22 protein-coding genes are annotated in these 23,426 nt (G+C 61.9%); 6 read left to right on the top strand and 16 right to left on the bottom strand.

Annotation, left to right across the window (positions count from 1 at the left end; translation table 11 throughout):
- Window positions 1-45: 45 nt before the first annotated feature.
- Entirely contained in the window at window positions 46-1,212 is a 1,167-nt protein-coding gene (locus M0639_RS26455; protein ID WP_064074981.1) for an alkane 1-monooxygenase, read from the top strand.
- A gap of 36 nt (window positions 1,213-1,248) precedes the next feature.
- Here the strand turns inward: M0639_RS26455 and M0639_RS26450 are convergent, their stop codons facing one another.
- Entirely contained in the window at window positions 1,249-2,166 is a 918-nt protein-coding gene (locus M0639_RS26450; protein WP_248671215.1) for a nuclear transport factor 2 family protein, read from the bottom strand.
- A 32-nt stretch (window positions 2,167-2,198) separates the two neighbouring features.
- Window positions 2,199-2,837 (bottom strand): NAD(P)-dependent oxidoreductase, encoded by a 639-nt coding sequence (locus M0639_RS26445; RefSeq protein WP_030536013.1) that lies wholly within the window; start codon window positions 2,835-2,837, stop codon window positions 2,199-2,201.
- A gap of 167 nt (window positions 2,838-3,004) precedes the next feature.
- Here M0639_RS26445 and M0639_RS26440 point away from each other — a divergent pair, with 167 nt between their 5' ends.
- The 3 genes from M0639_RS26440 (at window position 3,005) to M0639_RS26430 (ending at window position 5,334) form a co-directional block, all read left to right on the top strand.
- Window positions 3,005-3,976 carry a serine/threonine dehydratase gene (locus tag M0639_RS26440; protein WP_064074979.1) on the top strand — a complete coding sequence of 324 codons (972 nt, stop codon included), beginning with the start codon at window positions 3,005-3,007 and terminating at the stop codon, window positions 3,974-3,976.
- A 58-nt stretch (window positions 3,977-4,034) separates the two neighbouring features.
- Window positions 4,035-4,436, top strand: a complete 402-nt coding sequence (locus M0639_RS26435) for a hypothetical protein (RefSeq protein ID WP_020971062.1) — start codon at window positions 4,035-4,037, stop codon at window positions 4,434-4,436.
- A gap of 61 nt (window positions 4,437-4,497) precedes the next feature.
- Window positions 4,498-5,334 (top strand): DUF1206 domain-containing protein, encoded by an 837-nt coding sequence (locus tag M0639_RS26430; RefSeq protein ID WP_003943056.1) that lies wholly within the window; start codon window positions 4,498-4,500, stop codon window positions 5,332-5,334.
- A gap of 19 nt (window positions 5,335-5,353) precedes the next feature.
- Here M0639_RS26430 and M0639_RS26425 read toward each other — a convergent pair whose 3' ends face one another.
- From M0639_RS26425 to M0639_RS26415, 3 genes are all read right to left on the bottom strand, one after another.
- Window positions 5,354-6,661 (bottom strand): serine hydrolase domain-containing protein, encoded by a 1,308-nt coding sequence (locus M0639_RS26425; RefSeq protein WP_064074978.1) that lies wholly within the window; start codon window positions 6,659-6,661, stop codon window positions 5,354-5,356.
- Between the two features lie 82 nt (window positions 6,662-6,743).
- Entirely contained in the window at window positions 6,744-7,481 is a 738-nt protein-coding gene (locus M0639_RS26420; RefSeq protein ID WP_064074977.1) for an SDR family oxidoreductase, read from the bottom strand.
- A complete protein-coding gene (locus M0639_RS26415) occupies window positions 7,478-8,182 on the bottom strand; it encodes a TetR/AcrR family transcriptional regulator (RefSeq protein WP_064074976.1) in 705 nt (234 codons plus the stop codon). The genes M0639_RS26420 and M0639_RS26415 overlap by 4 nt, the downstream gene beginning before the upstream one ends.
- 175 nt (window positions 8,183-8,357) lie before the next feature.
- On the opposite strand from M0639_RS26415, the gene M0639_RS26410 reads away from it, so the two are divergent.
- Window positions 8,358-9,131, top strand: coding sequence for a DUF4190 domain-containing protein (locus M0639_RS26410; RefSeq protein WP_064074975.1), 774 nt, complete (start codon window positions 8,358-8,360; stop codon window positions 9,129-9,131).
- Between the two features lie 13 nt (window positions 9,132-9,144).
- Here the strand turns inward: M0639_RS26410 and M0639_RS26405 are convergent, their stop codons facing one another.
- The 6 genes from M0639_RS26405 to M0639_RS26380 all read right to left on the bottom strand — a co-directional run bounded on the left by M0639_RS26405 (window position 9,145) and on the right by M0639_RS26380 (window position 14,797).
- Window positions 9,145-9,693, bottom strand: coding sequence for an SMI1/KNR4 family protein (locus tag M0639_RS26405; protein ID WP_231915194.1), 549 nt, complete (start codon window positions 9,691-9,693; stop codon window positions 9,145-9,147).
- A gap of 99 nt (window positions 9,694-9,792) precedes the next feature.
- Window positions 9,793-11,154: an HNH endonuclease signature motif containing protein gene (locus M0639_RS26400; protein WP_217017947.1), complete on the bottom strand. Its 1,362-nt coding sequence runs from the start codon at window positions 11,152-11,154 to the stop codon at window positions 9,793-9,795.
- Between the two features lie 119 nt (window positions 11,155-11,273).
- On the bottom strand, window positions 11,274-11,702 hold the full coding sequence (locus M0639_RS26395) for a hypothetical protein (RefSeq protein WP_228401410.1): 429 nt from the start codon (window positions 11,700-11,702) through the stop codon (window positions 11,274-11,276).
- Between the two features lie 21 nt (window positions 11,703-11,723).
- The gene (locus M0639_RS26390) at window positions 11,724-12,392 is read right to left on the bottom strand and encodes a FadR/GntR family transcriptional regulator (RefSeq protein WP_064073844.1); all 669 of its coding nucleotides are present in this window, start codon (window positions 12,390-12,392) and stop codon (window positions 11,724-11,726) included.
- A gap of 102 nt (window positions 12,393-12,494) precedes the next feature.
- Complete coding sequence (locus M0639_RS26385) at window positions 12,495-13,700, bottom strand: MFS transporter (protein WP_051649716.1); 1,206 nt, start codon at window positions 13,698-13,700, stop codon at window positions 12,495-12,497.
- A 122-nt stretch (window positions 13,701-13,822) separates the two neighbouring features.
- On the bottom strand, window positions 13,823-14,797 hold the full coding sequence (locus M0639_RS26380; protein ID WP_063315586.1) for a helix-turn-helix transcriptional regulator: 975 nt from the start codon (window positions 14,795-14,797) through the stop codon (window positions 13,823-13,825).
- A 102-nt stretch (window positions 14,798-14,899) separates the two neighbouring features.
- Here M0639_RS26380 and M0639_RS26375 point away from each other — a divergent pair, with 102 nt between their 5' ends.
- Window positions 14,900-15,367 (top strand): VOC family protein, encoded by a 468-nt coding sequence (locus tag M0639_RS26375; protein ID WP_063315587.1) that lies wholly within the window; start codon window positions 14,900-14,902, stop codon window positions 15,365-15,367.
- Between the two features lie 88 nt (window positions 15,368-15,455).
- Here M0639_RS26375 and M0639_RS26370 read toward each other — a convergent pair whose 3' ends face one another.
- From M0639_RS26370 to M0639_RS26350, 5 genes are all read right to left on the bottom strand, one after another.
- Entirely contained in the window at window positions 15,456-15,989 is a 534-nt protein-coding gene (locus M0639_RS26370; RefSeq protein WP_007729791.1) for a GNAT family N-acetyltransferase, read from the bottom strand.
- Between the two features lie 763 nt (window positions 15,990-16,752).
- The gene (gene aztD / locus M0639_RS26365; RefSeq protein ID WP_007729787.1) at window positions 16,753-18,000 is read right to left on the bottom strand and encodes a zinc metallochaperone AztD; all 1,248 of its coding nucleotides are present in this window, start codon (window positions 17,998-18,000) and stop codon (window positions 16,753-16,755) included.
- 62 nt (window positions 18,001-18,062) lie between these two features.
- Window positions 18,063-19,307: a benzoate/H(+) symporter BenE family transporter gene (locus tag M0639_RS26360; protein ID WP_063315588.1), complete on the bottom strand. Its 1,245-nt coding sequence runs from the start codon at window positions 19,305-19,307 to the stop codon at window positions 18,063-18,065.
- 4 nt (window positions 19,308-19,311) lie between these two features.
- On the bottom strand, window positions 19,312-22,014 hold the full coding sequence (locus M0639_RS26355) for a helix-turn-helix transcriptional regulator (protein WP_064073845.1): 2,703 nt from the start codon (window positions 22,012-22,014) through the stop codon (window positions 19,312-19,314).
- A complete protein-coding gene (locus tag M0639_RS26350; RefSeq protein WP_064073846.1) occupies window positions 22,011-23,396 on the bottom strand; it encodes an MFS transporter in 1,386 nt (461 codons plus the stop codon). Before M0639_RS26350 ends, M0639_RS26355 begins: the two co-directional genes overlap by 4 nt.
- Window positions 23,397-23,426 lie beyond the last annotated feature (30 nt).

The raw sequence follows: 23,426 nt of genomic DNA, 5'->3' as shown, positions 1-23,426 counted from the left end.
TGCGTGGGGCGAATCGTTCGAGGGGACGAAAGGCGAGATCGGCGAATGACAGCGACTTCCGACGCACGGCGTACCGAATCGAACGCTGTCCAGAACACCGACTCGCCGTCCGGCGAAAATCCGCGCTGGCGCGACCGCAAGAGGTACCTGTGGCCGCTCGGATTGCTGATTCCACTCAGCCCGTTCATCTCCTGGTTTCTCGTCGACAACCTTCGTCTCGGATTGTTCTGGGCGACCGGCGCGTGGCTACTGGTCATCGTCATCCCGATCATCGACATGCTGGCCGGTGAAGACGGCGAAAGTCCGCCGGACGATGCGATCCCACGACTGCAGAAGGACCGCTACTACCGCTGGTGCACTTACGCGTTCCTCCCCTTGCAATACGCCGGTCTGGTCTTCGCCTGCTGGTGCTGGATCAACGCTCCGATGGGAATCGCGGAGAAGATCGCGATGTCGTTCACGGTGGGCGTCGTCGCCGGCGTCGGTATCAACGCGGCCCACGAGCTCGGCCACAAGAGCGAGAAGATCGAACAGTGGCTCGCGAAAGTGGCGCTTGCGCAATCTCTCTACGGGCACTTCTACGTGGAACACAATTTCGGCCACCATGTGCGTGTAGCTACTCCGCAGGACCCGGCCAGCTCACGGTTCGGTGAGAGCTTCTGGAGGTTCTTGCCACGAAGTGTGTTCGGCGGGCTGCATTCGGCATGGCGCATCGAGAGCGCTCGACTCCAGAGGAAAGGCAAACGAACCTGGAGCTTCGAGAACAATATTCTCAACGCTTGGGCGATGAGTGTTGTCCTCTTCGCGACGCTGACCGGTATCTTCGGTTGGGAGGTCGCGCCCTGGCTCCTGCTGCAGGCAGTTGCCGGATTCACCTTCCTCGAAGCCGCGAACTACCTCGAGCATTACGGCCTGCTGCGTGGCAAGCGTGCCGACGGCTCGTACGTTCGCTGCAGCCCCGCTGACAGTTGGAACAGCGATCACGTCGTGAGCAATCTGTTTCTCTACCAACTGCAGCGGCACAGCGATCACCACGCCAACCCGAAGCTGCGGTACCAAAGTCTGCGTAGCGCGGCCGAAGCGCCGCAACTTCCGGCCGGCTACGCAGTGATGATCGTGATCGCGTGGATTCCACCGCTGTGGCGCCGGGTGATGGATCAGAGATTGTTGGACTACTACGACGGCGACACAGAACGAATCAACGTCGGCTGATCCGCATCCCTCTCTGAACTGTTCGGAGTTGCCGTCTCAGCGACCGTCGTCCCACACGGTGTTGCCGCTTGCAGTCGTCGACGGGTAGTCCTGGACGGCGTCCCAATGCTCGACGATTTTGCCGTTCTCGTCGAATCGGAAGATGTCCATCGAGCCGCTGCCGGCCGTTCCCTCACCGGACGAAGCGAAGGTCTGAACAAAGACGAAGTCGCCCTCGGCTACCGTCCGTGGAAACTTGGTGGCCTTGTCTTCGGTAACGGGTTCGATCCCGGCCAGTGTGGTGACAAATGCGTCCTTGCCGTCAGCGAACGAGGGGTTGTGCTGCGTGTAGGTCGGACCGACCAGCTGGTCGGCAGCCTCGGCGGCTTTGCCTTCGTTGAAGGCGAGCTGCAGGAACGTCAACGCGTTGGCCGTGTTGCGCTCCAAGACTTCTGACGACTTGGACGGCGACGAGGTGGGTCCGTCGAACATCGTGTTCGGATTCGCGGACGTTTCCGGCACGTCTTGAATGGCATCCCAGTGTTCGACGATCTTGCCGTTGTCGACGCGGAAGATGTCGAATACCGCCTGGCCGCGGTCGCCGGGTGCAGACGTGGTGTGGGACTGGAGGGCAACCAGATCGCCCTCGGCGAAAACGCGAGTGATCTCGGCATGCAATCCGGGTGTGGCCTCGACGTAACCGCCTATGCCGCTGACAAATCCGGCTGCCCCATCGGCGGCGGTGGGGTTGTGCTGGATGTAGACGTCGCCAAGGTACCGGTCGGCGGCTTGCTGTACCTGACGGCCGTTGAACGCCAGTTCGTAGAAGTCCGTGACGACGGTCTTGTTGGATTCGAGTTGATCGCCCTGTTCGGCAACAACGCTCGTGGACGTCGTAGAACTGCTGGGCGTTGCGGATTCCGCGTCGTTGGAGCACGCGGTGAGCAGGAGTGCGGCGGCAGCGGGAACAGTCATCCAGGCTGCGCGCCTACGAAGGTTGCTCATATTCAGTGTGCGACGGTGAAACGCTGGCGACGGTGGGCCGGAGTCTCGATCTCGTCGACAAAAGCGTGTGCGTAGTCTTCGCCCGCGATGGCGGAGTTGCCCTCGGCGTCCGTCAGGAGAATGTCGCCACCCAACTGGAACGATCCCTTCGGGGCGACGCCGGCATGGGCACCGAACGCAGCGGCCGGGCTCACGTAGAACCAGTCGACATTGCTGTCGGTCGCGCGGAGCGCATCGAGGACGTCGGCGTGAGCGAGTGCCTCACCCTTGTATGCGTCCGGGAAGTCGGGGGTGTCGACGACGCGTGGCCCACCCTCGGAGACCAACAGGCTGCCGGCGCCACCGACTACGGCAATGCGAGCACCGTTGCGTGCGGCGGCATCTGCGAGGGGAGTGACGGCGTCGAGCAGGCGCTTGCCGTCGATCTCGCGAGCGGGGATGGCAACGACAACGACGTCGTTGTCTGCCGTGATCTGCTCCACGATCGTGTTGTCGTGAACAGAACCCTGCACGACATTCGTGTCGGTTCCGGACTGCGCGCTGCGAGCGACGACGGTTACCTCGTGGCCGCGTGAAGCGGCTTCTTTCGCGATTGCGCTTCCTGCAAAACCGTTTCCACCGAATACTGCGATCTTCGACATGGGGTGTGCCTTTCCTTGATGTCGTCGTTGTGCTTGTAGTAGTAAATTTATTCACCCCGAGGTGCATTGTCTCGGTCAGATGCGGGCATTCCTTGGTGAAAAACAGACATCATGATGACGATGGGCCGACTGCTTCGGGTCGACGTTGCGAACCGTAGGGTTGGTACATGACTCTCACCGCCGACAACAATGCAGGTCCAGTGGCAATCGAGCGCTCGGACGTCGAAGCTGCGCGGACTCGTATCGCGGGACTGGTGCGGCGTACTCCGATCTTTCGCACTGCGCTACCGACGCCACAGGGTGAGGTACCGGTTCTGTTCAAGCTCGAGTACCTCCAGCACGGCGGTTCCTTCAAAGTGCGCGGCAGTCTCAATGCAGTGGAACGAGCGGTCGCCGACGGCACCATGCCCGATGCCGGCGTGGTGATCGCGTCTGGCGGCAACGCTGCAATCGGGGCCGCGTGGGCAGCGCGGCGACGAGGACTCACCTGCACAGTGGTGGTGCCGGAGACAGCGCCTGATGCCAAGGTGAAGGCTCTCGGAGAGTTGGGTGCAACCGTTCACAAGGTAGGCGACCGGTATGCACTCGCTGCTGCCGCTGCGGCGGACATCGCACGCACCAGCGGTGCGCTCGAACTGCATGCCTACGACCTGCCCGACATCGTCAGTGGGGCCGGCACCATCGCTCTCGAGCTCGAAGACGACGCATCCGGACCGATCACGTATTGCGTTGCAGTCGGCGGCGGCGGATTGGTCTCTGGAATCGTCGCGGCGGCTCGTCCCGAAGATCACGTGGTAGCCGTCGAGCCGACCGGAGCTGCCACCTTGCACACCTCGCTCGATGCGGGGCGTCCGGTGGATATCGAAGTAAACAGTATCGCCGGAGACTCGTTGGGGGCTACACGAATTGGTGCCATCGCCTGGGAGACACTGCATGAGAGTTCGGTAGACAGTGTTGTGGTCGAAGATGATTCGATCCGACAGGCGCGGGCATTCCTGTGGCGGGAGTTCCGGATTCTGGTGGAGTTGGGAACCGCAGCAGCATTGGCTCCGGTTCTGAACGGAACGGTGTCGCCGCCGTCCGACGGTGAACTGTGCGTGGTTTTATGCGGAGCCAACACACATCCGACCGACCTGTAATTTCAGCGTATTTGTTTGCCTGCGTGTGAGAAAGTCGCAGGTGGGTACCTCTCGCAGTATGAGTACCAGCAGCATTATCTGGATAATTGTTGCCGTGGTCGTGGTGATAGCGATCGTGGCCGCACTCCTGTGGGTGGCGCGAAACAGGCGTGACGAGCGTCGTCACATCGAGGCAGAACAGATCCGCGAAGACGTCGCAGACAAGTCACTGCAAGTAGGCGAGCGCGAGGCGCGGGCAGAAGAGACAGCAGCCAAAGCGCGCATGGTGCAGGCAGAGGCCGACGCCAAAGCGGCGGAAGCGTCTGCGCTGCAACATCATGCAGCGCAGCATCGGAAAGAGGCGACGAGTTCTCGCGAGGAACTGAACCAGCAACGAGATCATGCAGACACGATCGACCCCAAGGTTCCCAACCCCGAAGAACCGCGGTCGACGCCGGATCAGAACCCTCGAAACCCTTGATCTCGAAACACTTGATGCAGGCGTTCGAGGGAAGCGTCTGCCCGTATATGGTTCGACGATCATGATGAATAAAGAATCGTCACCGCACGACCAGAAGAGCGTCGCGTCCACGGCGGCTGACGTCGCACAGAACAATGTCTTCGAGCGCTTTGCCCGTGCCGGATTCGTCGTCAGCGGTGTGGTTCATCTGCTGATCGGATATATCGCGATCCGCCTTGCTCTCGGTGGATCCGGGTCTGCGGACCAATCGGGTGCGATGGCCGAGTTGGCAGGAAAGCCAGGGGGTGTCTTCGCTCTGTGGGTCGGCGTCGTGGCCTTCCTTGCCATGGCGTTGTGGAGATTGGCCGAAGCTGCGTTGGGAAGCTCGTCGTCGCCGTCCTCTGACGACAAGAAGAAAGAGTTCTTCAACCGCGCAAAGGCTCTGGGCATTTCGCTCGTCTATTTCGGTTTTGCTTTCACTGCATTCGGATTCGCCCGCGGTAGCGGGAAGTCCAGCAGCGGTCAGAGTGCGGGGATCACGGCGCGTTTGATGGAGAACACGCTTGGAACTATCGCATTGGTGATCGGCGGGATCGCGATCATCGCCGTTGGTGTGTACCACGTGTACAAGGGCGCGAGCCAGAACTTCCTCGATGATCTGAAAGGCACACCCAGCAACTTCGTGCGCCGACTCGGAACCGTCGGGTACGTCGCCAAGGGCTTGGCCATCGCTGCAGTCGGCATTCTGGTTCTTCTTGCGGTCAACAGTTCCGAACCCGGCAAGTCCTCCGGACTCGACGGAGCGTTCAAGACGCTGGGCGCGCAGCCGTACGGAGTGGCGCTGCTGATCCTTGCCGGATTGGGCATCATCACCTACGGGCTCTACTGCTTCGTGATGGCGCGCTCGACGAAGATGTAGCGCCTGTAGGCAAGTGGGCCTATCCGAATGACCCGGTCTGGAAGCCGACGTCGCTGCCCGACGAAGTTCCCGTCGAGCTACCGAATATCGGTCGTCTCGGAACCAGATCATGCATCAGGTTCACGGCTGCAGGGTCGATCATCGCCGCATTTCCACCGTTCGCCAGAATCGTGATCGACCAGCCGCTGTCGGGAACCAGCAGGGTGATGCAGTTGGATCCCGAGCTGTCTCCGTTTTTCTTGGCGAACCGTTGTGGGAAGTTCGGCGTCGGGGGTTGGAGCTGCCACGCCATTCCCATTCCGAATGCAGGATTCTCCGGAGCTTGCGTGTCGATCTGCTCGAGCATCGAGGTCAGGACTGGTTTGAGCGGGTTGTTTCCGTAGCCGAGAGTTGTTGCAGCCCAAATCGACATGTCCTCGGCGGTGCTGACCAGCCCACCCCCGCCTGCGATCGCACCCGTGTTGTTCCACAGAGGCGCTCGTGTGCCGTCGAGGTGGTACGGAACGGCAAGGTCGGTTGCTTTGGTCTCGATCACGGTACCCATCATCCCGAGCGGGTCGGTGATTTCGCGGGCGACTGCCGCCGCGAATGGTGGCTTCTCTTGTCCCGGAATGATTTTGTCGGCCATCAGTGTGCCGAGCAGTCCGAACCCGAAGTCCGAGTACAGCCAGTGGCTACCGGGGGCGAACTCCAAGGCGCCGGCGTCTTGGAGTCCTTTCCAGAGCATATTTCTGGTGTACTTCGCCTTCTCGTCCGTGCACGATCGTGTGGGATCGGCACACCCCGCCGAAAGATTGGGCGGGTCGTCGCTCAGACCGGAACGGTGGGTGACCAGTTGGCGAAGCGTGATCTCCTCGCCGCCGATGCCTTTCGGCAGCGGGTTGCCATCCGAATACTTGCTCGCCAGGTCGTCCAATCCGACTTCTCCCCGAGCGATCAGTTTCGCCAGTAGTGCAGCGGTGAAGGTCTTGGTCTCCGAGGCGATCTCGAATTGCGTTCGTGGAGTGACTCTCACGCCGTTTTCGACGTCGGCATATCCGTAGTGGTACGTAGTGGTGACACTCGCCTTGCGGTTCTTCTCATCCGGTTTGACGATGGCGAAGGCAAGACCGGGGACTCCGCTGTTCAGCAGTGTCTCTGCGACGCGCTGTACCGCTTGGGCTTCCGCAGGATCGTCGACCCGCGAACCTGGATTGGGTGCAGTGGGGCCGGCGGCGCCGGCGGTCGAGGAGGTCGCGAGGGTTATGACCGCGGTTGCCGCCAGCCCTGCAACGCTGATGAACTGCCGTCGTGACGTCCGGGCGGACCCTCGATCCTGGTTATCCATTGTTTGCACATTACAACCAAAGTCGACTGGTTTGACTGTTTTGTCGGAATTGCCAAGGTGTGCTCCTTAGACGATGGTTTTGCTAAATCACTCCGCCGTTGACGTAGATGACCTGGCCATTGACCCAACGAGCTGGGCCGGCGAGAAACGCGACAGCCTCCGCGATGTCCGCCGGTGTGCCGAGGCGTTCCAGGGGGGCCAGCTTGGACAGGTTCTCCACTGTAGCTTCGTCTTTCCCGTCAAGGAATAGATCGGTGGCCGTGGGGCCTGGGGCTACGGCGTTGACCGTGATATCGCGTCCCCGTAGCTCTTTCGCGAGAACCAGAGTGATCGCGTCGACAGCACCTTTGGTGGCGGCGTACGCGGCATAAGTCGGAAACGCCAGCTTCTTCACGGAGGTGGAGAAATTGATGATCGCACCACCGCGCCGGACCCGTCTGGCTGCCTGCTGGTCGACCACGAAGGTCCCTCGGACGTTGGTCCGATGCATCCGATCGAAATCGTCGAAGTTCAGTTCTGCGACGGTGGAGAGGATCATGATTCCGGCTGCATGGACGACGACGTCGATGCCCCCGAACTCCTCCTCGACCGTATCGAACAGGGCCGCGACTTCACCTTCGTCGGCGACGTCCGCATGCACCGCTATGGCGCGACCGCCCGCAGCGACGATGGCGTCAGCTGTTTCCTGGGCGCGTTGAATGTTTCCTGAATAGTGCACGGCGACAGCCATTCCGTCGGCGGCGAGCTTCTCGGCAGTCGCTCGCCCGATGCCGCCGGAAGCGCCAGTGACGATGGCGATGCGGGTGGTGGTGTCAGTCATGATGTAACTCCTGAACTGGTTTCAGTTGCATCGGACAGCTTGCGAAGCCACTCTCGTAGTAGGCCGACTTCGTTGGCGGAGAGAGAAGTTGAATCTGCGGCGGCCAGTTGGGCGTCGAGAGTAGATGCAACTCTGTTGAGTGAGGTTTCGGGGTGGGCGTCGGATTCGTCGATGATGGACGCGAAGATTCCGTCGCGAACTCGCTGTGACAGCGTCGGATCGGGGTACTGTTCCGGCCTGACGACGAGCATCAGAGCGACGCCCGCATTGGCGGACATCACCATCTGCGTAGCCACGTCGACCGATACGGTCAGAACACCTGCCGCAGCGCATCGTTCGAGAACGGATCGAAGTAGCGCCTGAGCCTGCAGGGCGGTGTCGGCGCTCTGGGCGGAAGGTGAGTGCATCAAGCGGTAGTGAGCGGGATGCGCGAGCGCGAAGGCGGTGTGCGCATCCCAGCCGGCCCGTAGATCGGCAACGGGGTCATCGGAAGGTGTCGCAGCGCGTTTACCTTCGAGGTATTCGAAGAAGCCCGCCTCGACGACGGCTGCGAGCAGACCGTCCTTGTCGCCGAACTGACGGTAGAGCGCGGGGGCGCCGACGCCGGCCATCTCGCACACGGCGCGGGTGGATATGTCGCCGTTGGGGGAGGTGTTGAGCAGCTCGGTTGCCGCGGCCAGAATCTTTGCTCTCGAACCCATGGAAACAACGCTAACACAAATATGTAATCGTTGCTATCGCCGGTTTGGTCGTGCGAACGAACTACAGACACAGGCGCCAGAACTTGATCAGATGAGTGAGCCGGTCCGGCCACGGTTCTGTGTGGAGTGACAGCTAGAGCCGTTCTGTACTCACACTCTGAACGAAGGAATCCTGGTGATCGACTCGGAAACTACTGTTGCGCAGAATAATTCGCATTCCGGTTATCTGGGGTGGATTCTGCGGGTCATCAGTGTCGTGGCGTGCGCTGCGGTTGCAACGGTCGTTGTCTCGCTGACGCTCGGGCCGCCATTCGCGCGGGCCTGGGCACAGTGGGTTGCTCGTCATCTAGGTGGGGACTTCGAGACGGGAGTCGTTGTCGGATTTGTGACTGGGCTTCTAGGCGCCGCTGTGACTTTGTTTGCAGCGCTGATGAGTTCGTTGGCGTGGCGGCGTCGCGGTGGCCCGGCATTGTCGCTTGGTGTCGGTGCCATTGCCATGCTTGCCGTTATTCCTGGCGCAGTGAATTTGAGTATCGCGGTCGGTGCAGCAGGATCCGGTGTGAGGGCGGCGGGGAGGATCCTCGACGTCGACGGGCCGGCGTTTCGTGGAGCCTGGATAGCCGGATCTGTGGCGGGGCTGTTGCTGTATATGGCCGCGGCGCTGCTGTTAGGGAGGAGCCTTCGTTCGACGTTCGGGCCTGTCAGGCAGGTGGCGGCACCGCTCCCTGGGGTGGTCGGCGGCACGAATGCCTTGGCCATCGTTGCACTCGTACTTGGAATCTTCGGTGGGGTTCTTGCCATTCCAGTGGGTCATGTGGCGCTGAATCAAATTCGCCAATCCGGCGAAAGTGGGCGTGGGTTGGCAGTGGCCGGCCTCGTTCTCGGTTATCTGTCGCTGATCGTCATCGTAGGTTTCGTATTAGTGGCTGTGTCCGCGGCGTATCGGTAGTTCGGATCGCGCATCAGAGCGGGATCGGTGAGAGGGGTTCGATGTCGTGGTCGCGAGGTCCGAACAGGCCCAGAGCCCGGGTGCGAATGGACGGTAGTACTTCGTAGAGGCTCCCGCCGAGGCGGTGGAGGGAGTTGAACGAGCGCGATTCCCAAACCGGAAACTCTCCGTCAGCGCCGCGGGATGCTGTGTCCCACAGCAGAGCGTCACCGTTTTCGCTCCATCCGAAAACCTGCAGCGAGTCAGGGAGTGACCAATCGCCGTCGGGTTCGATCATCCAATCGAACTCGTCATCCCGTCCTTCTCTGTAGACCGAATGAAGATGGGCGGTGAGGTTGCGGGCGCGCCCTTGCCAGCCGTCCGCAAATCCGGGAAGGACGGGCGGATAGATGAGCCAGAGTCCGAAGGTCCGCGCCCAACCTGCGTGCCTGATGAATGCGCGATATGAATCGGGGAAGCCCTGCCGGTCGGGAAATCGAAAAGAATCCAAAACAGTGAAATCTATGTGTTGAAGCGTCGACTGGCCTTCTACCGTCAGCGCGTTGGGTCCCTGTGCAAACACGTCCTCAACACTAGCAATAGGGGACACCGTGCCGCCCTTTCCGGCTATCGAAGCACGCCGGAATGGGTCACCGAGGCGTGTGCTCGGTGACCTCCGGGTTCAGAGTCGTGTGGTGGAGCGGCGGGGTTTCCGGTCGGGGTCGATGCCCGGTGGTGGGATGAACCAGGGCAGGTGATCGGTGCCCATTCGGATTTCCCATTTGCCGGTGAATCCGGGTTTTCGGTGCATCAGGGTGTGGTGGGTTCGGCAGAGCAGGACCAGGTTGTCCATGACGGTTGGTCCTCCTTTGGCCCAGTGTTTGATGTGGTGGGCGTCGGTCCAGGCGGGGACGCAGTCGCAGCCGGGGAAGGCGCATCCTTTGTCGCGGGCGATCAGTGCGGTTCGTTGTGCTGCGGTGACAAGCCTTTTGAGTGGGGTGACGTCGAGTGGGGCACCGTTTTCGTCGAGGAGGACGCTGGAGAGCATGCAGTCGCAGGCGATCATGCGGGTGCGGCCGATGCTCAGTGGTCCCATCCAGGGCATGTGGCCGACATCGAGATCTTGTTTGTCGAGATCGTGAAAGTCGAGATCGAGCATGCCGGGATCGTCGTCCTCGGACGGGACAGGTGTTGAGCCATCGCCCGTTGTGGCGCATTCACGGTGGTAGGCCAGGTCTTTGGCGTTGATGTGCACGTTCAGGTGTGGGCGTTGGCCGCCGTCGATGCCGGTGGCAGCGTTGTCGAGGTAGCGCCGGATGAGTTCTGCCATGGCGTCTGCGTTGCGTGTGGCGGCGGGTCGTTTGTCGGGTGTGCCGTCTTCGGCGGGGGTGGGCATGGAGAGGTTGGAGAGGGCGGAGAGAAGCATTTCGCCGGTCACTCCGTCGAAATCGCCTCGGACGGCGACTCTTCCGTTGAGGGTGGGGGAGATGCGCAGTTCGTTGCGGTCGGTGTCTTCGCTTGGTGGTGGGTCGTCGGATTCGAACATGTGCTCGAGGACGCTGATGGCGTAGCGCAGTTTGACGGTGGTTGCTTCGGTTCCGGATGCTGCGGCGAGGAGTGTGTCGCGGCAGTACGGTAGTGCGGCGTCGGGCATTGCCTTGGGTGGGGATTCGCAGAACGCCACGATCAGTGCTGCGTGCTCGAAAGTGAGGTCACCGGCATCGAATTGGTCTTCGATCTCGGGAAACGACCGTAGCGCTTTGCCCAGGGCTGCGATTCTTCTGCCGGTGGAGATCTGCAGCATGGTGTGGTTCGCGAGCCATTGTCCGGTGCCGCGGTAGCAGAGTACTTGTTCGTCCGGGTTCAACGTCAGGGTGTCGACAGCGGCCACTCGAATGGCTTCCAGGCGAAGGATTTCCGCTGACGCGGTGATGGCGATCTCGCGGACGTCGCTGGGGTGAAGCCGCCACAATCGTCCGCGCACACCCACGGCGGAGTTGTTGACCACGTCGGTGACGGTATCGTCGGTGATGTTGATCGTCATGAGAACCCCCCGTTTCACCTCCCATCATACTCGAACATACTTTCGAGTCAAGGGCTTTTTCGAGAAGGTGAGGTGGGCCCGGCCGTCGTGATTCTGTTGTTCGAGAACAGGTTCCGTCATTACTCGACTCGTTGAAGGAAGGGGTGAGGCCAGGCGCCGAGTGCGAGAACGGCGAGGATCGTCTGGACTAGTCCGGTGGTGAAGAAGATGCCCTGCAGCGGCGACCAGGCGAGAACGATGGCGATCTCGACGAAGATCCAGATCATCATGGTCAGGCCGGCGGCCGCGTGCAGGCCCCACGTCAGACGGAACCTGTTGTGCTGAGCGAAGAGCGCGGCGGCCTGGATGCCTCCGACGACAACGCCGAGGAGGATTCCGGGCCAGAAATATGAAGGGAAGACGGTTCCCTCGATCCACTCAGGAGGCAGGCCCATCCCGCCGCCGATCGTCAGGCCCGCCATTCCTACGAGCGCAGAGAGCAGGTTTAGCCACGCGATGGCGGACAGACCGATCCGGAGACCCCGTGGAGGGAGCGATGTGGACGTCATGCCTGACAACGATAGAGAGGGTCAGTCGAGCCCGTCCATGTTCCTGCGCGTTGCCGCGCTGGCAGCGTCGGCATCACCCGCGACGATGGCTTCTACTAGATCTCGGTGGGCAGCGGCTTCGTCGTCGATCGATTCGGGGTCTCGCGCCGCGACGTCGGTGATCACGTCCAGGGCCGAGTTGCAGAGCGTTTCGATGAATGAATCGAACACCATCGACAACACGCTGTTGTGCGCAGCATTCACCACGGCGCGATGTAGTTCCATGTCAGCGTCGACAAATTCTGTTGGTGTCGAGGCATTTTCACGGGCTTCGAGTGCTGCCTGTAACAGATCGACGTCGGCCGAAGTTCGGCGCATGGCAGCCAGGCGGCCCGCTTCCACTTCCAGGAGTCTGCGTACTTCGTAGACTTCGCGGCGGTCCGAGCGTTTGAGTTCTCGCTCGAGTTCTGTGACCGGTGTCGAGGACATGACGTAGGTGCCGGACCCTTGATGCGAGTAGAGCTGGCCCGACGCAATCAGTGCGCGAACGGCCTCTCTGCCGGTCGAACGCCCGACTCCGAGGAGTGTGCTCAGATCCTGTTCGTTCGGGATTTTGGTCCCGACCGGCCACTCGCCGTCGCCGATGAGGCGCGCAAGTTCGTCCGCGGCTTTCTGTACCAGCGACTGCTGCTTGATCTGGCGCACTGCCATGTGACTGCTCCTGACTGACTCGGTGAACCGCAATGGAGCGGCTCACCGAGTAATACTTCATGTCCTCCGATGAATCTTCAGACTACGGGGCCGTCTTATGGTTTATCGAAGGGCGATGACGTCCAGTTCGCGCTCCGTCTCGTCTTCCGGGTCGAGGCGTCGATCGCGCAAGGTGAATGCGATGACGGCGCCGACGAACAGCACTGCAGTTGTCGCCCCGATCGCCATGCGCGGTCCGAAGTGATCTGCCAGGTAGCCGAACAGTGGAGATGCGATGCCTCCCACGGACATCGCGAGTCCGAGCGTCACCCCACTTGCTGTGCCGGGGCGATTCGGTAGGTAGTCCTGCGCCAATGTCACCTGTGGCGCGAAGGGCAGGAACATAGCAAATCCGAGACAGACGATTCCCAATTCGGCAACTGCAACGTTCGGAGCGGCAGCGAGCAGCGCCAGTGAAGGTACCGCAAGCAGGTAGCCGAGTCGGATGGATGCGCGTCGACCACGACGGTCCGCGAGGACTCCACCCAGTAGCGTTCCGGCCGCTCCTGCCAATGTGAAGGAGGACAACACGATTGCAGCGCTCGAGGACGATCCGTTCAGTGCGTTGAGCACGAACGGTGAGACCAACGACAGTGTGGTCACGTACGGAATTGACCAACAGACCGTTACCAGCACGAGTCGCGTGAACGAGCGCCAATCGTCTGACACGGGACCGTTCGCTGCCAGTTGCGCACTCAACGACTGGGCTGACTCGGCCGCACCCGTGTTGGCCGATCGCGACTGGGCGACCATCCACCAAATAGCCGCCACCACTGCAGGAACTGCGAGTAGATAGCCGCCGGACAAACCGAGTGAGCCAACCACGAGCGTGACAAACGGTGGCGCCAGCGAGGCGCCCAACGTACCGCCCACGGAGAACACGCTCATGGCTTTCTGTGAATGACCTCCAGCCGCGCGTGCCAAATTTGTGGCGGGAGGATGGTATGCGGCGATGCCGATGCCGGCCACGGCAATTGCCAGCCAAGTGACGATGTAGGTGGTGCTCATCGCTGCCACGACAATGCCTGCTGCGGCCGTCACAAAACCTGTGGGTACCAGCCAGTTTCGGCTCTTTCGATCGACCAGCATGCCGAATGCAGGTTGCACGACACTGGATAGTCCGGTCGCGGCGAGCGTGATTCCGGCGACCGCGGAATAGGAATATCCGCGTTCGAGCATCATGAACGGCAACAGCGCAGGCACAGCCCCCTGGTACAGATCGTTCACGACGTGTGTGCCGGTGAGAAATGCAACTTGCCCCTTCTTCATCTCCTTGGGCATCCCTTCGTTCAGGTCTTCAAGTCCTCAGGTCCTCTGAGGACTTGAAAGCTATCACGAACCCGCGGGCGCACGGTTGCGTTGGAGACCTGGATCTCATTCGAGACGACTGACTAACTCTCAGCAGTCGCGGCGTTGCGGGCGGCGAGTTGCGCGAAAGCGTGGGTAAGTTCTGGCGGGCCGACGACATCGATGTCGGTGTCGAATCGGTTGAAGGAGGCTGCCAGCGCCGTCCAAGACCATGATCCGGCTTCGAGACTGCACTGCTCGGGGCCAAGGTCTTCGACGATGCCGTCCCCGACAAAGGGAAGAACATAACTGGCTGGTCGATGGAGAACGACCTTGCCGTGGCACGGCCAATTGTTGATATGTTCCGATCCTTTGAAGCGCGCGGACACGTATTCGCTGACGTCGCCGCCGGGGATTTCCTTCGGCGTGAACCGGGGACCGTTCGGGGTGCGTGGGGTGATGCGATCGGCGCGGAAGATTCGCCAGTCGTCTCGCGCGAGATCCCACGCGACGAGGTACCAGCGACGCTTGGAGGTCACCAGATGATGCGGCTCCACTCGGCGCGGGGGTGTTATTTCGCTGTTGTCGGTTGAGTGGTCGTTCGAGTAATCGAAGCGGAACACCTCGCGAGCGCGGACTGCAGCGGAAATCGCTACGAGCACCTCTGGGGACACGGAGTCTGCGTCGCCGGAACCGGCCGAAATCGTGGTGAACGTGAGCGCGTCGAGGCGATGGCGCAGACGCGACGGCATCACTTGCCGCACAGTGGTCAACGCTCGAACCGCATCCTCTTCGATACCGACGCCGGTCAGCGTCGCCGCCTGCAGCGCAACTGCCAGTGCGATGACCTGATCGTCGTCGAACAGCAGGGGTGGCAGCTCGCTGCCGGCGTCGAGTCGGTATCCGCCGTCCGGGCCCATGGTCGCCGCAATGCGGTAACCCATCTCCCTGAGCCGGTCGATATCGCGGCGGACAGTGCGATGGCTGATGTCGAGCCGCTCGGCGAGTAGAGCGCCCGGCCAGTCGCGTCTCGTCTGCAAGAGGGACAGCAGATTCAAGAGTCGAGTGGTGGTCGCCATGCGGTGAGACTACGACGAGTCTAGGACGAAAACAGTCCTATACGGCTGTGAGAGTCGACGTTGTCAGGGAAAACCCGAGCGACGTTCGTACCAGGAGCAGACATGAGCATCAAGACAACGACCCACCTCAACTTCCGCGGAGACGCCCGCGAGGCTCTGGAGTTCTACCAGTCCGTCTTCGGTGGCCAGGTCACGATCGCAACCTACGGCGACTTCGGGATGCCCAAGGAGGTGCCCGGCGCTGAGAACGTCGTGTTCGGCCAGGTGGAGACAGAGGACGGCTTCTGTGTGATGGCATACGACATCCCTGGACAGTCGGGCGGCTCGGCCGGCAACGCAGGCTCGACACACCGCGAGAACGGCACCACGATCACTGACCAACCGTTCTTCGTCTCGGTTCGCGGTGAAACCCTCGAAGAGGTGCAGAACTACTGGGCCAAACTCTCTGCTGGTGCATCGATCATCGAGGGTCTTGCCGCCGCGGCGTGGAGCCCCGGTTTCGGCATGCTCACCGATGCGTTCGGGGTGACGTGGATCCTCGACGTCGCTGCCGGCGAAAACCCGGCCTAGCTACTCCCCGTGCTGCGGCGCGCGTTCCGAGTCACCGCGTCGCAGCACCTTCGTCATTGCGGCATCGAGTCCTGTGTCGCCGAGGCAGTCACAGTGCCTTTGTCGTGAACAGCAGGTCCCCGTGGATTTCGTGAGGCTCCGCATGGTCGGTCGCCACGAATACGAGTTTTTCCAGCACACGGCGAGAAGCGCCGTTCCAGTCACGGACCGTGGCCCACAGACGTCGATAGCCTGATGCCTGCGCCCATTGGATTACCGCCCATGAGGCCTCAGTCGCATATCCCTGACACCATGCCCTACGGAGAAATTCGAATGCCAGTTCAGGCTCTCCGTCAGGTCCGTGCTCAGTCTCGATCAGGCCGCAGTAGCCGATGACGTCATGGGATCCTTTACGCTCCACCGCCAGTAGACCGGGTTGGTGTGAGCGACTGCGAATCTGGTCCTCGATGTCTCCGATGGAGGGTCGACCATCGGAATCGATCCGACGATGCGGTGGGACACGAGGATCGCGCTCACCCCAGAGCTCCCGCAAGACAACGGCATCGGGCACACGGAACGGTCGCAGAAGCAGTCGGTCGGTCTCTAGCGAATTCTCCCGTTCGGACTGTGAAAGGGCGTCCATGTCATGGACTCTATCGGTGCGGATCACCTGCGGGCCGCGACGTACCAAATCGCGATGATCAACAAGGTTGCGGCCGAGGAGTATGCGAGGAAACCTCCCATATCGAGCCAGTTGGCCTCCCCGAACGGGCCCGGCTGTATCGGTGACGTCTCGACTGCGCGACTGCCTCGCCGTGAAAGGTGGATCCACCACACCACAGAGTTGCCGAGGCCCCATGTCAGCAGTAGCCATCGGAGTGCCCTGTCGGCAGAGGGACGGTCATAGCTGCTTTGGCGCATGATCGAGTGTCCACCCTCCGGTAGGAAAACCACGCGTTTTCGGTTATTGCAGATTCGGCGGTCGACATCGTGGACCTCGACCGTCACGGACCGAGGTCCGACCCCGGACACGACGAAGCCGCCGGACACCTGCAGGTGTCCAGCGGCTCCAGCGCGTCGGTGCCCGTCTTGCGCCTCTCGGCAAGTGGCCACTCGAAATGGCAATTCTGGGGTGGTACCCGGGGCAAAGAACCGAACACCGACACCATCTCCAACGAACCTCCACACGGAGTTATTCCATGCTGACTTGTGCCGCGGTCAATCGTGGTCCTGCTCATCGCTCAGCTCCAGCAGAGCTGGCGACAACGGCTTCGATTCTCTGAGGTGCGCCTCGTAGCACCTCGAGGATTGCCTGGGTATCGAGATTCCCTGGTCAGTAGGCGAAGGACGAGAACGGCTTCGGCCCCCATCTCGGTGTGAGATGGGGGCCGAAGCGAGGGTGGGAATCAGCCGGTGACACCGGTCAATTCGTTGGGGGCGTGATCGAGAGTGGTCTCGGTCAGGATGCTGCCGTCCTCGAGGTCGACTGCGATCAGCTTCTTCGACGCTGGGTCGGTGACGTAAGCGGTGTGATCTTCTACGAAGAGCGCGGGCCTGGGCTCTTGCCATTTGGTGGGCTCGGTCCATGCGTCTATGACGGCGATCTTCTTGGTGACGACGCCGGTGTTCGGGTCGATGACGTGGATGGCGCCGTCGGTGCCGAGCACCAGTGCCTCTCCGTGTGGTCCGCGGCCGAGTGAGCGGAAGGTGTAGCTGGTGCCGAGGTCGACGAGCTTGAGTTCGGACGTGGTCGTGTTGGTCAGCGAGACCCGTTGCGGACGTTCGAGTTCGGCGTCCTTGTCAGTCTTGTAGTCACCCAGGACGATGTCCGACTCCTCTGAGCCTGCCTGATTTCCGATGCGGCCGTATGCATCCGGACTCTGGACCTTGGTGATCGCTCCGTTCTTGTACACGAGCAACCCGTCCTGGCAGCCCAGCACGATGGCTTCGCCGGCAGCGACTGCTTCGCCGTGGACACCGGGGCACTGTTCGTTGCGCAGGATTTCCTTGCGGTCGGCATCGAGGATGGCAATGCCGTTGCGGGACTCCGAATTTCCGATGGTCGTCAACAGGCTGCCGTCGGCAAGTGCGACCGCAACGCCGTGATGGGGTTCTGGCGTGGTGTACGTCTCGACGCGGGGTTGGCGTTTTGCCAACTGCGCCGGATCGAAGATCTCGACGAGTCCCGAGCCGTCGTTGAAGAGAACGGTTTTTCCGGCATGGCGTACGACGTGTCCGGGCTCGTTGGCTGCGAACTCGACCTCGGACATCGCGGGATCGGCTGTGTAGTAATGAGAATGATCACCGTGAGCCGAAGACCACGTGCCGGTGTCGAGCACCTTGAATGCTTCGCCGGCAGAGATCATGACGTGGCGACCGTCGCCGGCCGGGTTGAGTCGGGTGAAGCCGTCGATCTCGGTCTCGCCGACCACGTCGAGGGAAGTTGCATCCAGCACCAGGACGCCGCCGTCGTACGACACGGCGAGACGTGGTGTTGCCGAGGCCTGTTCGGTTGGTGCGGCCGACGTCGTGGTCGTGGTTTCGGACTGGGCGGAGTCCTTGTTGTCGGACGAGCAACCCGTAACGAGGGCGAGTGAGAGGCCTACTGATGTGGCAAGGGTGAGGCGCCGCGACATGCGGGTGTTGAGGTGCATGGGTATAGATCTACTGCTTAATGTAAATGATTGTCAAAGTCGAGTATGCGAATATTCGCATGTCAGGTGTAGTCGGCTCGTTCGAGCATGCGCGAGGCGATGACCCCGAAGACGAGTCCCCAGAAAGCGGCTCCGATATTGAGTAGTTCGATGTCGGAGATCGTCACGAGGAACGCGATCAAAGCGCCGAAGGTGAATTTCCCGCCGAATGCGGTCACGAAGGCTCCCTGTAAGGCCTTGAGCATGGCCAGACCACCCAGAGTGACGATGAATGCCGTCGGAGTTCCCAACATCATCGCGACGAAAGTCTGGGCGAACAGTCCGAAGACGACGGCGAGTAAGCCGCAGAAGATTCCGGCGGTGTATTGGCGTGTCCGCTCTCCCGACGCCGTGAGCAATGCGTTCGTCGGCCCGGTAAGGCACGTCGAGACACAACCCACCGCCGCGTTCACGAGAGAGAACACACCGCAGGCAACCGTTGCTGCCCCGATCGGCGGTTGATGACCCGCTGCGCGGAGGACTGCGATTCCTTGGCCGTTCTGCACGACGACGACTGTGATCGCCAGCGGTACAACCAGTTCGATCATCGCCTGCCAAGACCAGGTTGGCGGGGTCAGCATCGGATGCGCCAGCCACTCGTGCGCGTCGCCGGCGGAGTTGAATCTTCCGGCCGCGAGTATCACGACCACGCCGACGATCAACGCGCCGAGAACGGGCGGAACGAATCTTCCCAGCTTGGCGAACACGCTCAGAGCGACAAAGGTGGCGATCATCGGCAGGGCGATCACCGCGTCGTGGGCGGGCGCTTCGACCAAATCCGTTCCGAAATGAAGGAAAACGCCTGCCACCATTGCCATTACGATGGGCAAGGGTAATGCGGCCATGATCGGTGTGACCCACCCTGTCAATCCCAACAGCAAGATCAGGGCGCCGGTCGCGAAGAACGCTCCGAGCACTTGCTCCCACGGCAGATGCTCCAACGACGCTCCGACGACAACGGTTCCGGGAATCGTCCAGAAGAAGGCCAGCGGCTGCCGGTACAGCCAGGAAGCCGTGATGGTGAGAATTCCGTTGACGAAGAAGGCACCGAAAAGCCAAGAGGCCAATTGAGCTTGACTCAGTCCACCCGCCAACCCCGCAGCGAGAATGACCGCCACCGGCCCGGTGGCCGAGAAGACGATGCCGATGATTCCGTTGGCAATGGACGTTCCGCCGAAGTCGCGCAAGACCCGCTTCGGGCCGTAGAGCGGTTGGGGGAGTGGCTCGGTGACGACGCGAACGGGCGCGGTCGTCGTAGTGTCCGGCATGTTCTCAGTTCTCCTGATGCGGATCCGAAAGCCCTCGGTCGCGGAACAAAGCCGCGAGTTCGCTCCGTGATCGCAGTCCGAGTTTCGCGTACGCGCGCGTGAGGTGATATTGAATGGTCTTGACGGAGAGGAACAATTCGCCGGCAGCTTCCTTGTTGGACTTGCCCGCTGCGACAAGGTCGGCGACGGCTCGTTCTTGCGGGGTCAGGTCGGTGATTCCCTTCTCCGTCCGCGAGAGGTTCAACCCGCCCGCGCGGAGTTCGCGCTCGCAGCGCTCGACGTAAGTAGCGGCGCCCAACGAGTGATACAGCTCGCGGGCGGCGCGGAGGACGACGTCGGCCTCCGCGCGTTTCCCGGCCCGGCGGAGAGTTTGGCCGTAGGCAAAATTGATTCGGGCTCGGTCGTAGGGGAGCGGCAGCGTCTCGATGCCGAGTAGTGCAGCATCGAAACTTTCTCTTGCCGAGTCGAGTTCGCCCCGTGCGCCGTGGATCCGGCCGCGAACGTAGCCGAGACGTGCCGCAGCTGAGCGGTGCTCCCGACGTCGTGCGGTCTGCTCGTGTGGTTGCAGAAAGGCGTCGGCATCATCAGCTCGCCCGACCATGACCAATGCATTGGCGTAGAGATCGACCCACGGCCAGAAGCCCGGCTCGTCGAGCCATTGTTGCGCCTTGCTCGAGGTGAGCGGAGCCAGCGCCACCAGAACTTCGGCGTAGTCGGCGGCGGCCTCGGCAACCTGGGCCCTGGCGAGAAGTGCAGGAACATACATGATTTCGTAGGCGTGAATGCCGGCGTACGCACGTCGCACATGGTCACGGGCCAGTTCCCAGTTGCCGCGCAGAGCGTGAATCTGTGCTCCCGACCAGTGGACCAACGGCCGGATGATCTCGATCTCGAACCGATCCACCTCGGCACCGGCGCCCTCGACGGTCGAGAGCGCTTCGTCCCAGGCGCCGAGAGCGAATTGAGTGCGGGCGAGCCAGGCCTGTGCCCACAGTGAGATTCTTGCCGAACCACTGGAAAACTCTGTGGACACCGCGCTTTCGAGGTCGCGTCTGGCGGACTCCGGGTGGTCCAACGCAAGCTCGAGCCATCCGCGTCCCATCTGGAAGCGCTGTGCTTGGGCTCCGGGGCGGACACGATCGGAGAGTTCGGCGTATGCCGCGAGCGCATTCTCGGTTCTTCCGGTAGCACCGAGCCCGAGACCCTTGATCGCTTCGGACTCCACTGCTGCGGGATCAGAAGGGCCCACCAATTCGACTGCGCGGTCAACCCACTCGACGAGCGCCGTGCCATCGAGCCGAGCCAGAGAATGCAGGACCATTCGTTGGGCGATCATCGCAGCGATGCCTGGCTCACGATCCACGCTGCAGCTGTCCCACGCTCTGGTCAGAAGATCGGCGGCCTCGGTCGGTCGCCCTCTATGGATGGCGAGGTAGCCGAGGACGGCGTCGCGGAGAGGCCCGCGCGAAATACTCTCGATCTCCGGCACGAAGACCATGGCGCGGGGGATGTCACCCGATCCGGTCAGCGCGTCGACTCCGCGGAGCAGTCGGTCCTCGTGTTCGGTTCGGGCTGTGGTGAGACGGCTTGCCGTGACCATGGCGTCGGCGACTTCCGACCACGCGCCGTCGGATGCTCGTAGTGATGCGTACACAACGAGTTCGGCGGCGAGGTCCTCGTCATGGGTGGTGCTGGCAGCGGCAAGGTGGAAAAGCCGTTCACCTTCTCCCCAAGCGATCTCGGCTGCGCGTGTGTGCAGCAGATGCAAGTGCGCGGGTCCCAACGCCCCGCGCACTGCGGCCGTGACCATCGTGCTGCTCAGTGACACCTCGGTGCTACCGTGCTGCTCGTGGACAGAAAGGAGGCCGCTGGCGAAGGCGCTGTCCAAGGCGCCGACCACGTCGTCGATTTCGGCTAGCTGAGCAAGATGCGACAACGTCGTGCTGCGCCCGACAACTGCTGCGGCTTCGATCAACGTTCGTGCTCCCGCCGAACACGTAGCGAGGGCGGCGGCGATCGATACTGCACGATGGCGAGGGACGGGCAAAGTTCGGTGCCACTGGGTCCAATAGGTAGGTGGCAGCTCGTCGAGAAGCGAGACGATGTCGAGTGTGTTGCCCGCGGTGAAGTCCTGAAGGGCAAGCGCGACGCCGGAGCTGAGGTCGATTCCGCTTCGCATGCGCGCGATGTCGATGATGACGGGTGCGTCGATCGGGCTGATGTGCAATCGCGTCGACCAGTGTAGGTCGAGAATCTGCCTGACATCGTCGCGCAGGAACGGCGTTTCCTCGGCGACGAGGACGAACAGCAGTGGTGCCGTTCGGCCTCGATGGAGGGCGGAGGTGATTGCCTGAAGCGAGCTGACATCGCTGTGATGGGCATCGTCGACGACGATCAGGGTCAGTTGCTCCGCTGCGTCGACGATCTCGTGTGCAACGGCGACCGGGTCCGAGTTGGAAACCGGACGTTCGAGTAGTTGTTCGATCACTCCGAAGGCAGTGTTCGATTCCCACTCCAGCCCACGAGCGCGGCGGAGCGTATGAGCGGAAGAGATTTCGGCGAACCGGTCGACGAGAGTGGACTTACCGCTACCGGCATCGCCCTCGACCAGCACGAGAGTCGGCACTCCTGTCTCTGCCGCGGCCAAGGCTCGGCCGAGAACGGCGAGCTCGCGTTCTCGGCCGAGCAACAGGTCACGAAGTGTCACCCGACTACCGTAACGCCGGGCTCACCACGGGTTTCCTTTTCGGCACGGTCTCCATCGGATCGAAGTGCAGTGGCACCCAGGTCGGGTGCTTGCTTCGGCACGAAGAAGGTGACGATGGCGCCCAGCACCGCGATGCCGGCGAAGACGTAGAACGCCGATTCGGAACTGATTCCGGCGCTGATCAAACTTCCGCCGATCAGTGGCCCGAATATCCCGCCCAGACGTCCGAATCCGGCGCACCACGCGACACCTGCGGCCCGAGCGGCCGTCGAATAGTAGTTGGACACGAATCCGTAGATCAGAACCTGAGTACCGATGGTTCCGACACCCGCGATGGCAACGGAGGCGAGGAGTACGGGAAGCGGGAACCCGAATGTGAACAGGAGCAGGGCGAGTGCGGCCAGGCCGAAGGTGGTTGCGACAACCCGCTGCGGACCGGTGACGTCCGCGATCTTGGAGGCGAGAAGTCCACCGATGATGGCACCGCCGTTGAGTACCAACAGGAACGAGAGCGAACCCTTCGCGTTGTATCCCGCGTTTTCCATGATCTTGGGCAGCCAGGTGTTCAGCCCGTAGGTCAGGAGGAGGCCGGCGAAGCTCATGAGGCCGAGAAGCGCGGTGCCCCAGATATATTGTCTGCTTGCCAACGCTCGGAAGCCGACCTTCTCGGCCACGGCGTCGTTGGGTCGATCTGTACCGACAGGCAATGGAATTCCGGTTTTCGAGGAAATGGCGCGAGCTTCGTCGACACGTCCGCGAGCAATCAGCCACGCGGGAGACTCGGGCAGTTTGAACCAGGCGAGTGGGAACAGGAACACCAATGGCAGGGCGCCGATGAGGAACAGTCCGCGCCATCCGATGGAATCACGGAGAACGATCGCCAGGACGGAAGCCATGACGCCACCGGCCGGGACACCGCTGTAGACGATGGCGTTGAACAGATTGCGGCGTCCCGGCGGCGCGAACTCGGCAATCATGGCTCCGGCGGTGGCGACAAGCCCACCGACACCGATGCCGGTGAAGAACCGCAGCAGACCGAAAGTGGTGATGCTGGTGGCGAACGCTGCCAGTGCCATTCCGGCCGAGAACCAGATGATGTTGACCAGCATCATCTTTCGGCGACCGAAGTGATCGCCGATCGCTCCACACGTCAGTGCACCGACCATCACTCCGACGAGTGCATACGAACCCAACGCGCCGGCCTGAGATGCGGTCAAGGTGCCGATATGGCTGGGGTCGTCCATGAGTACGGGCAGGATCGTGCCGTACACGACCAGGTCGTATCCGTCGAACAGAATGGCAATGGCGGCGATGGTGACCACCCACAACACTGACGAGCGATGGCGGGCACTGGCCCAGGAACCACGTTCGATCGAGGACATGGCGAATCTCCGTTCGAGAGATCAGGAATC

Source organism: Rhodococcus qingshengii JCM 15477 (assembly GCF_023221595.1).
Classification (GTDB): domain Bacteria; phylum Actinomycetota; class Actinomycetes; order Mycobacteriales; family Mycobacteriaceae; genus Rhodococcus_F; species Rhodococcus_F qingshengii.
The sequence above is the reverse complement of the archived record's forward strand: the minus strand, read 5'-3'. Positions and strand labels throughout refer to the sequence as shown.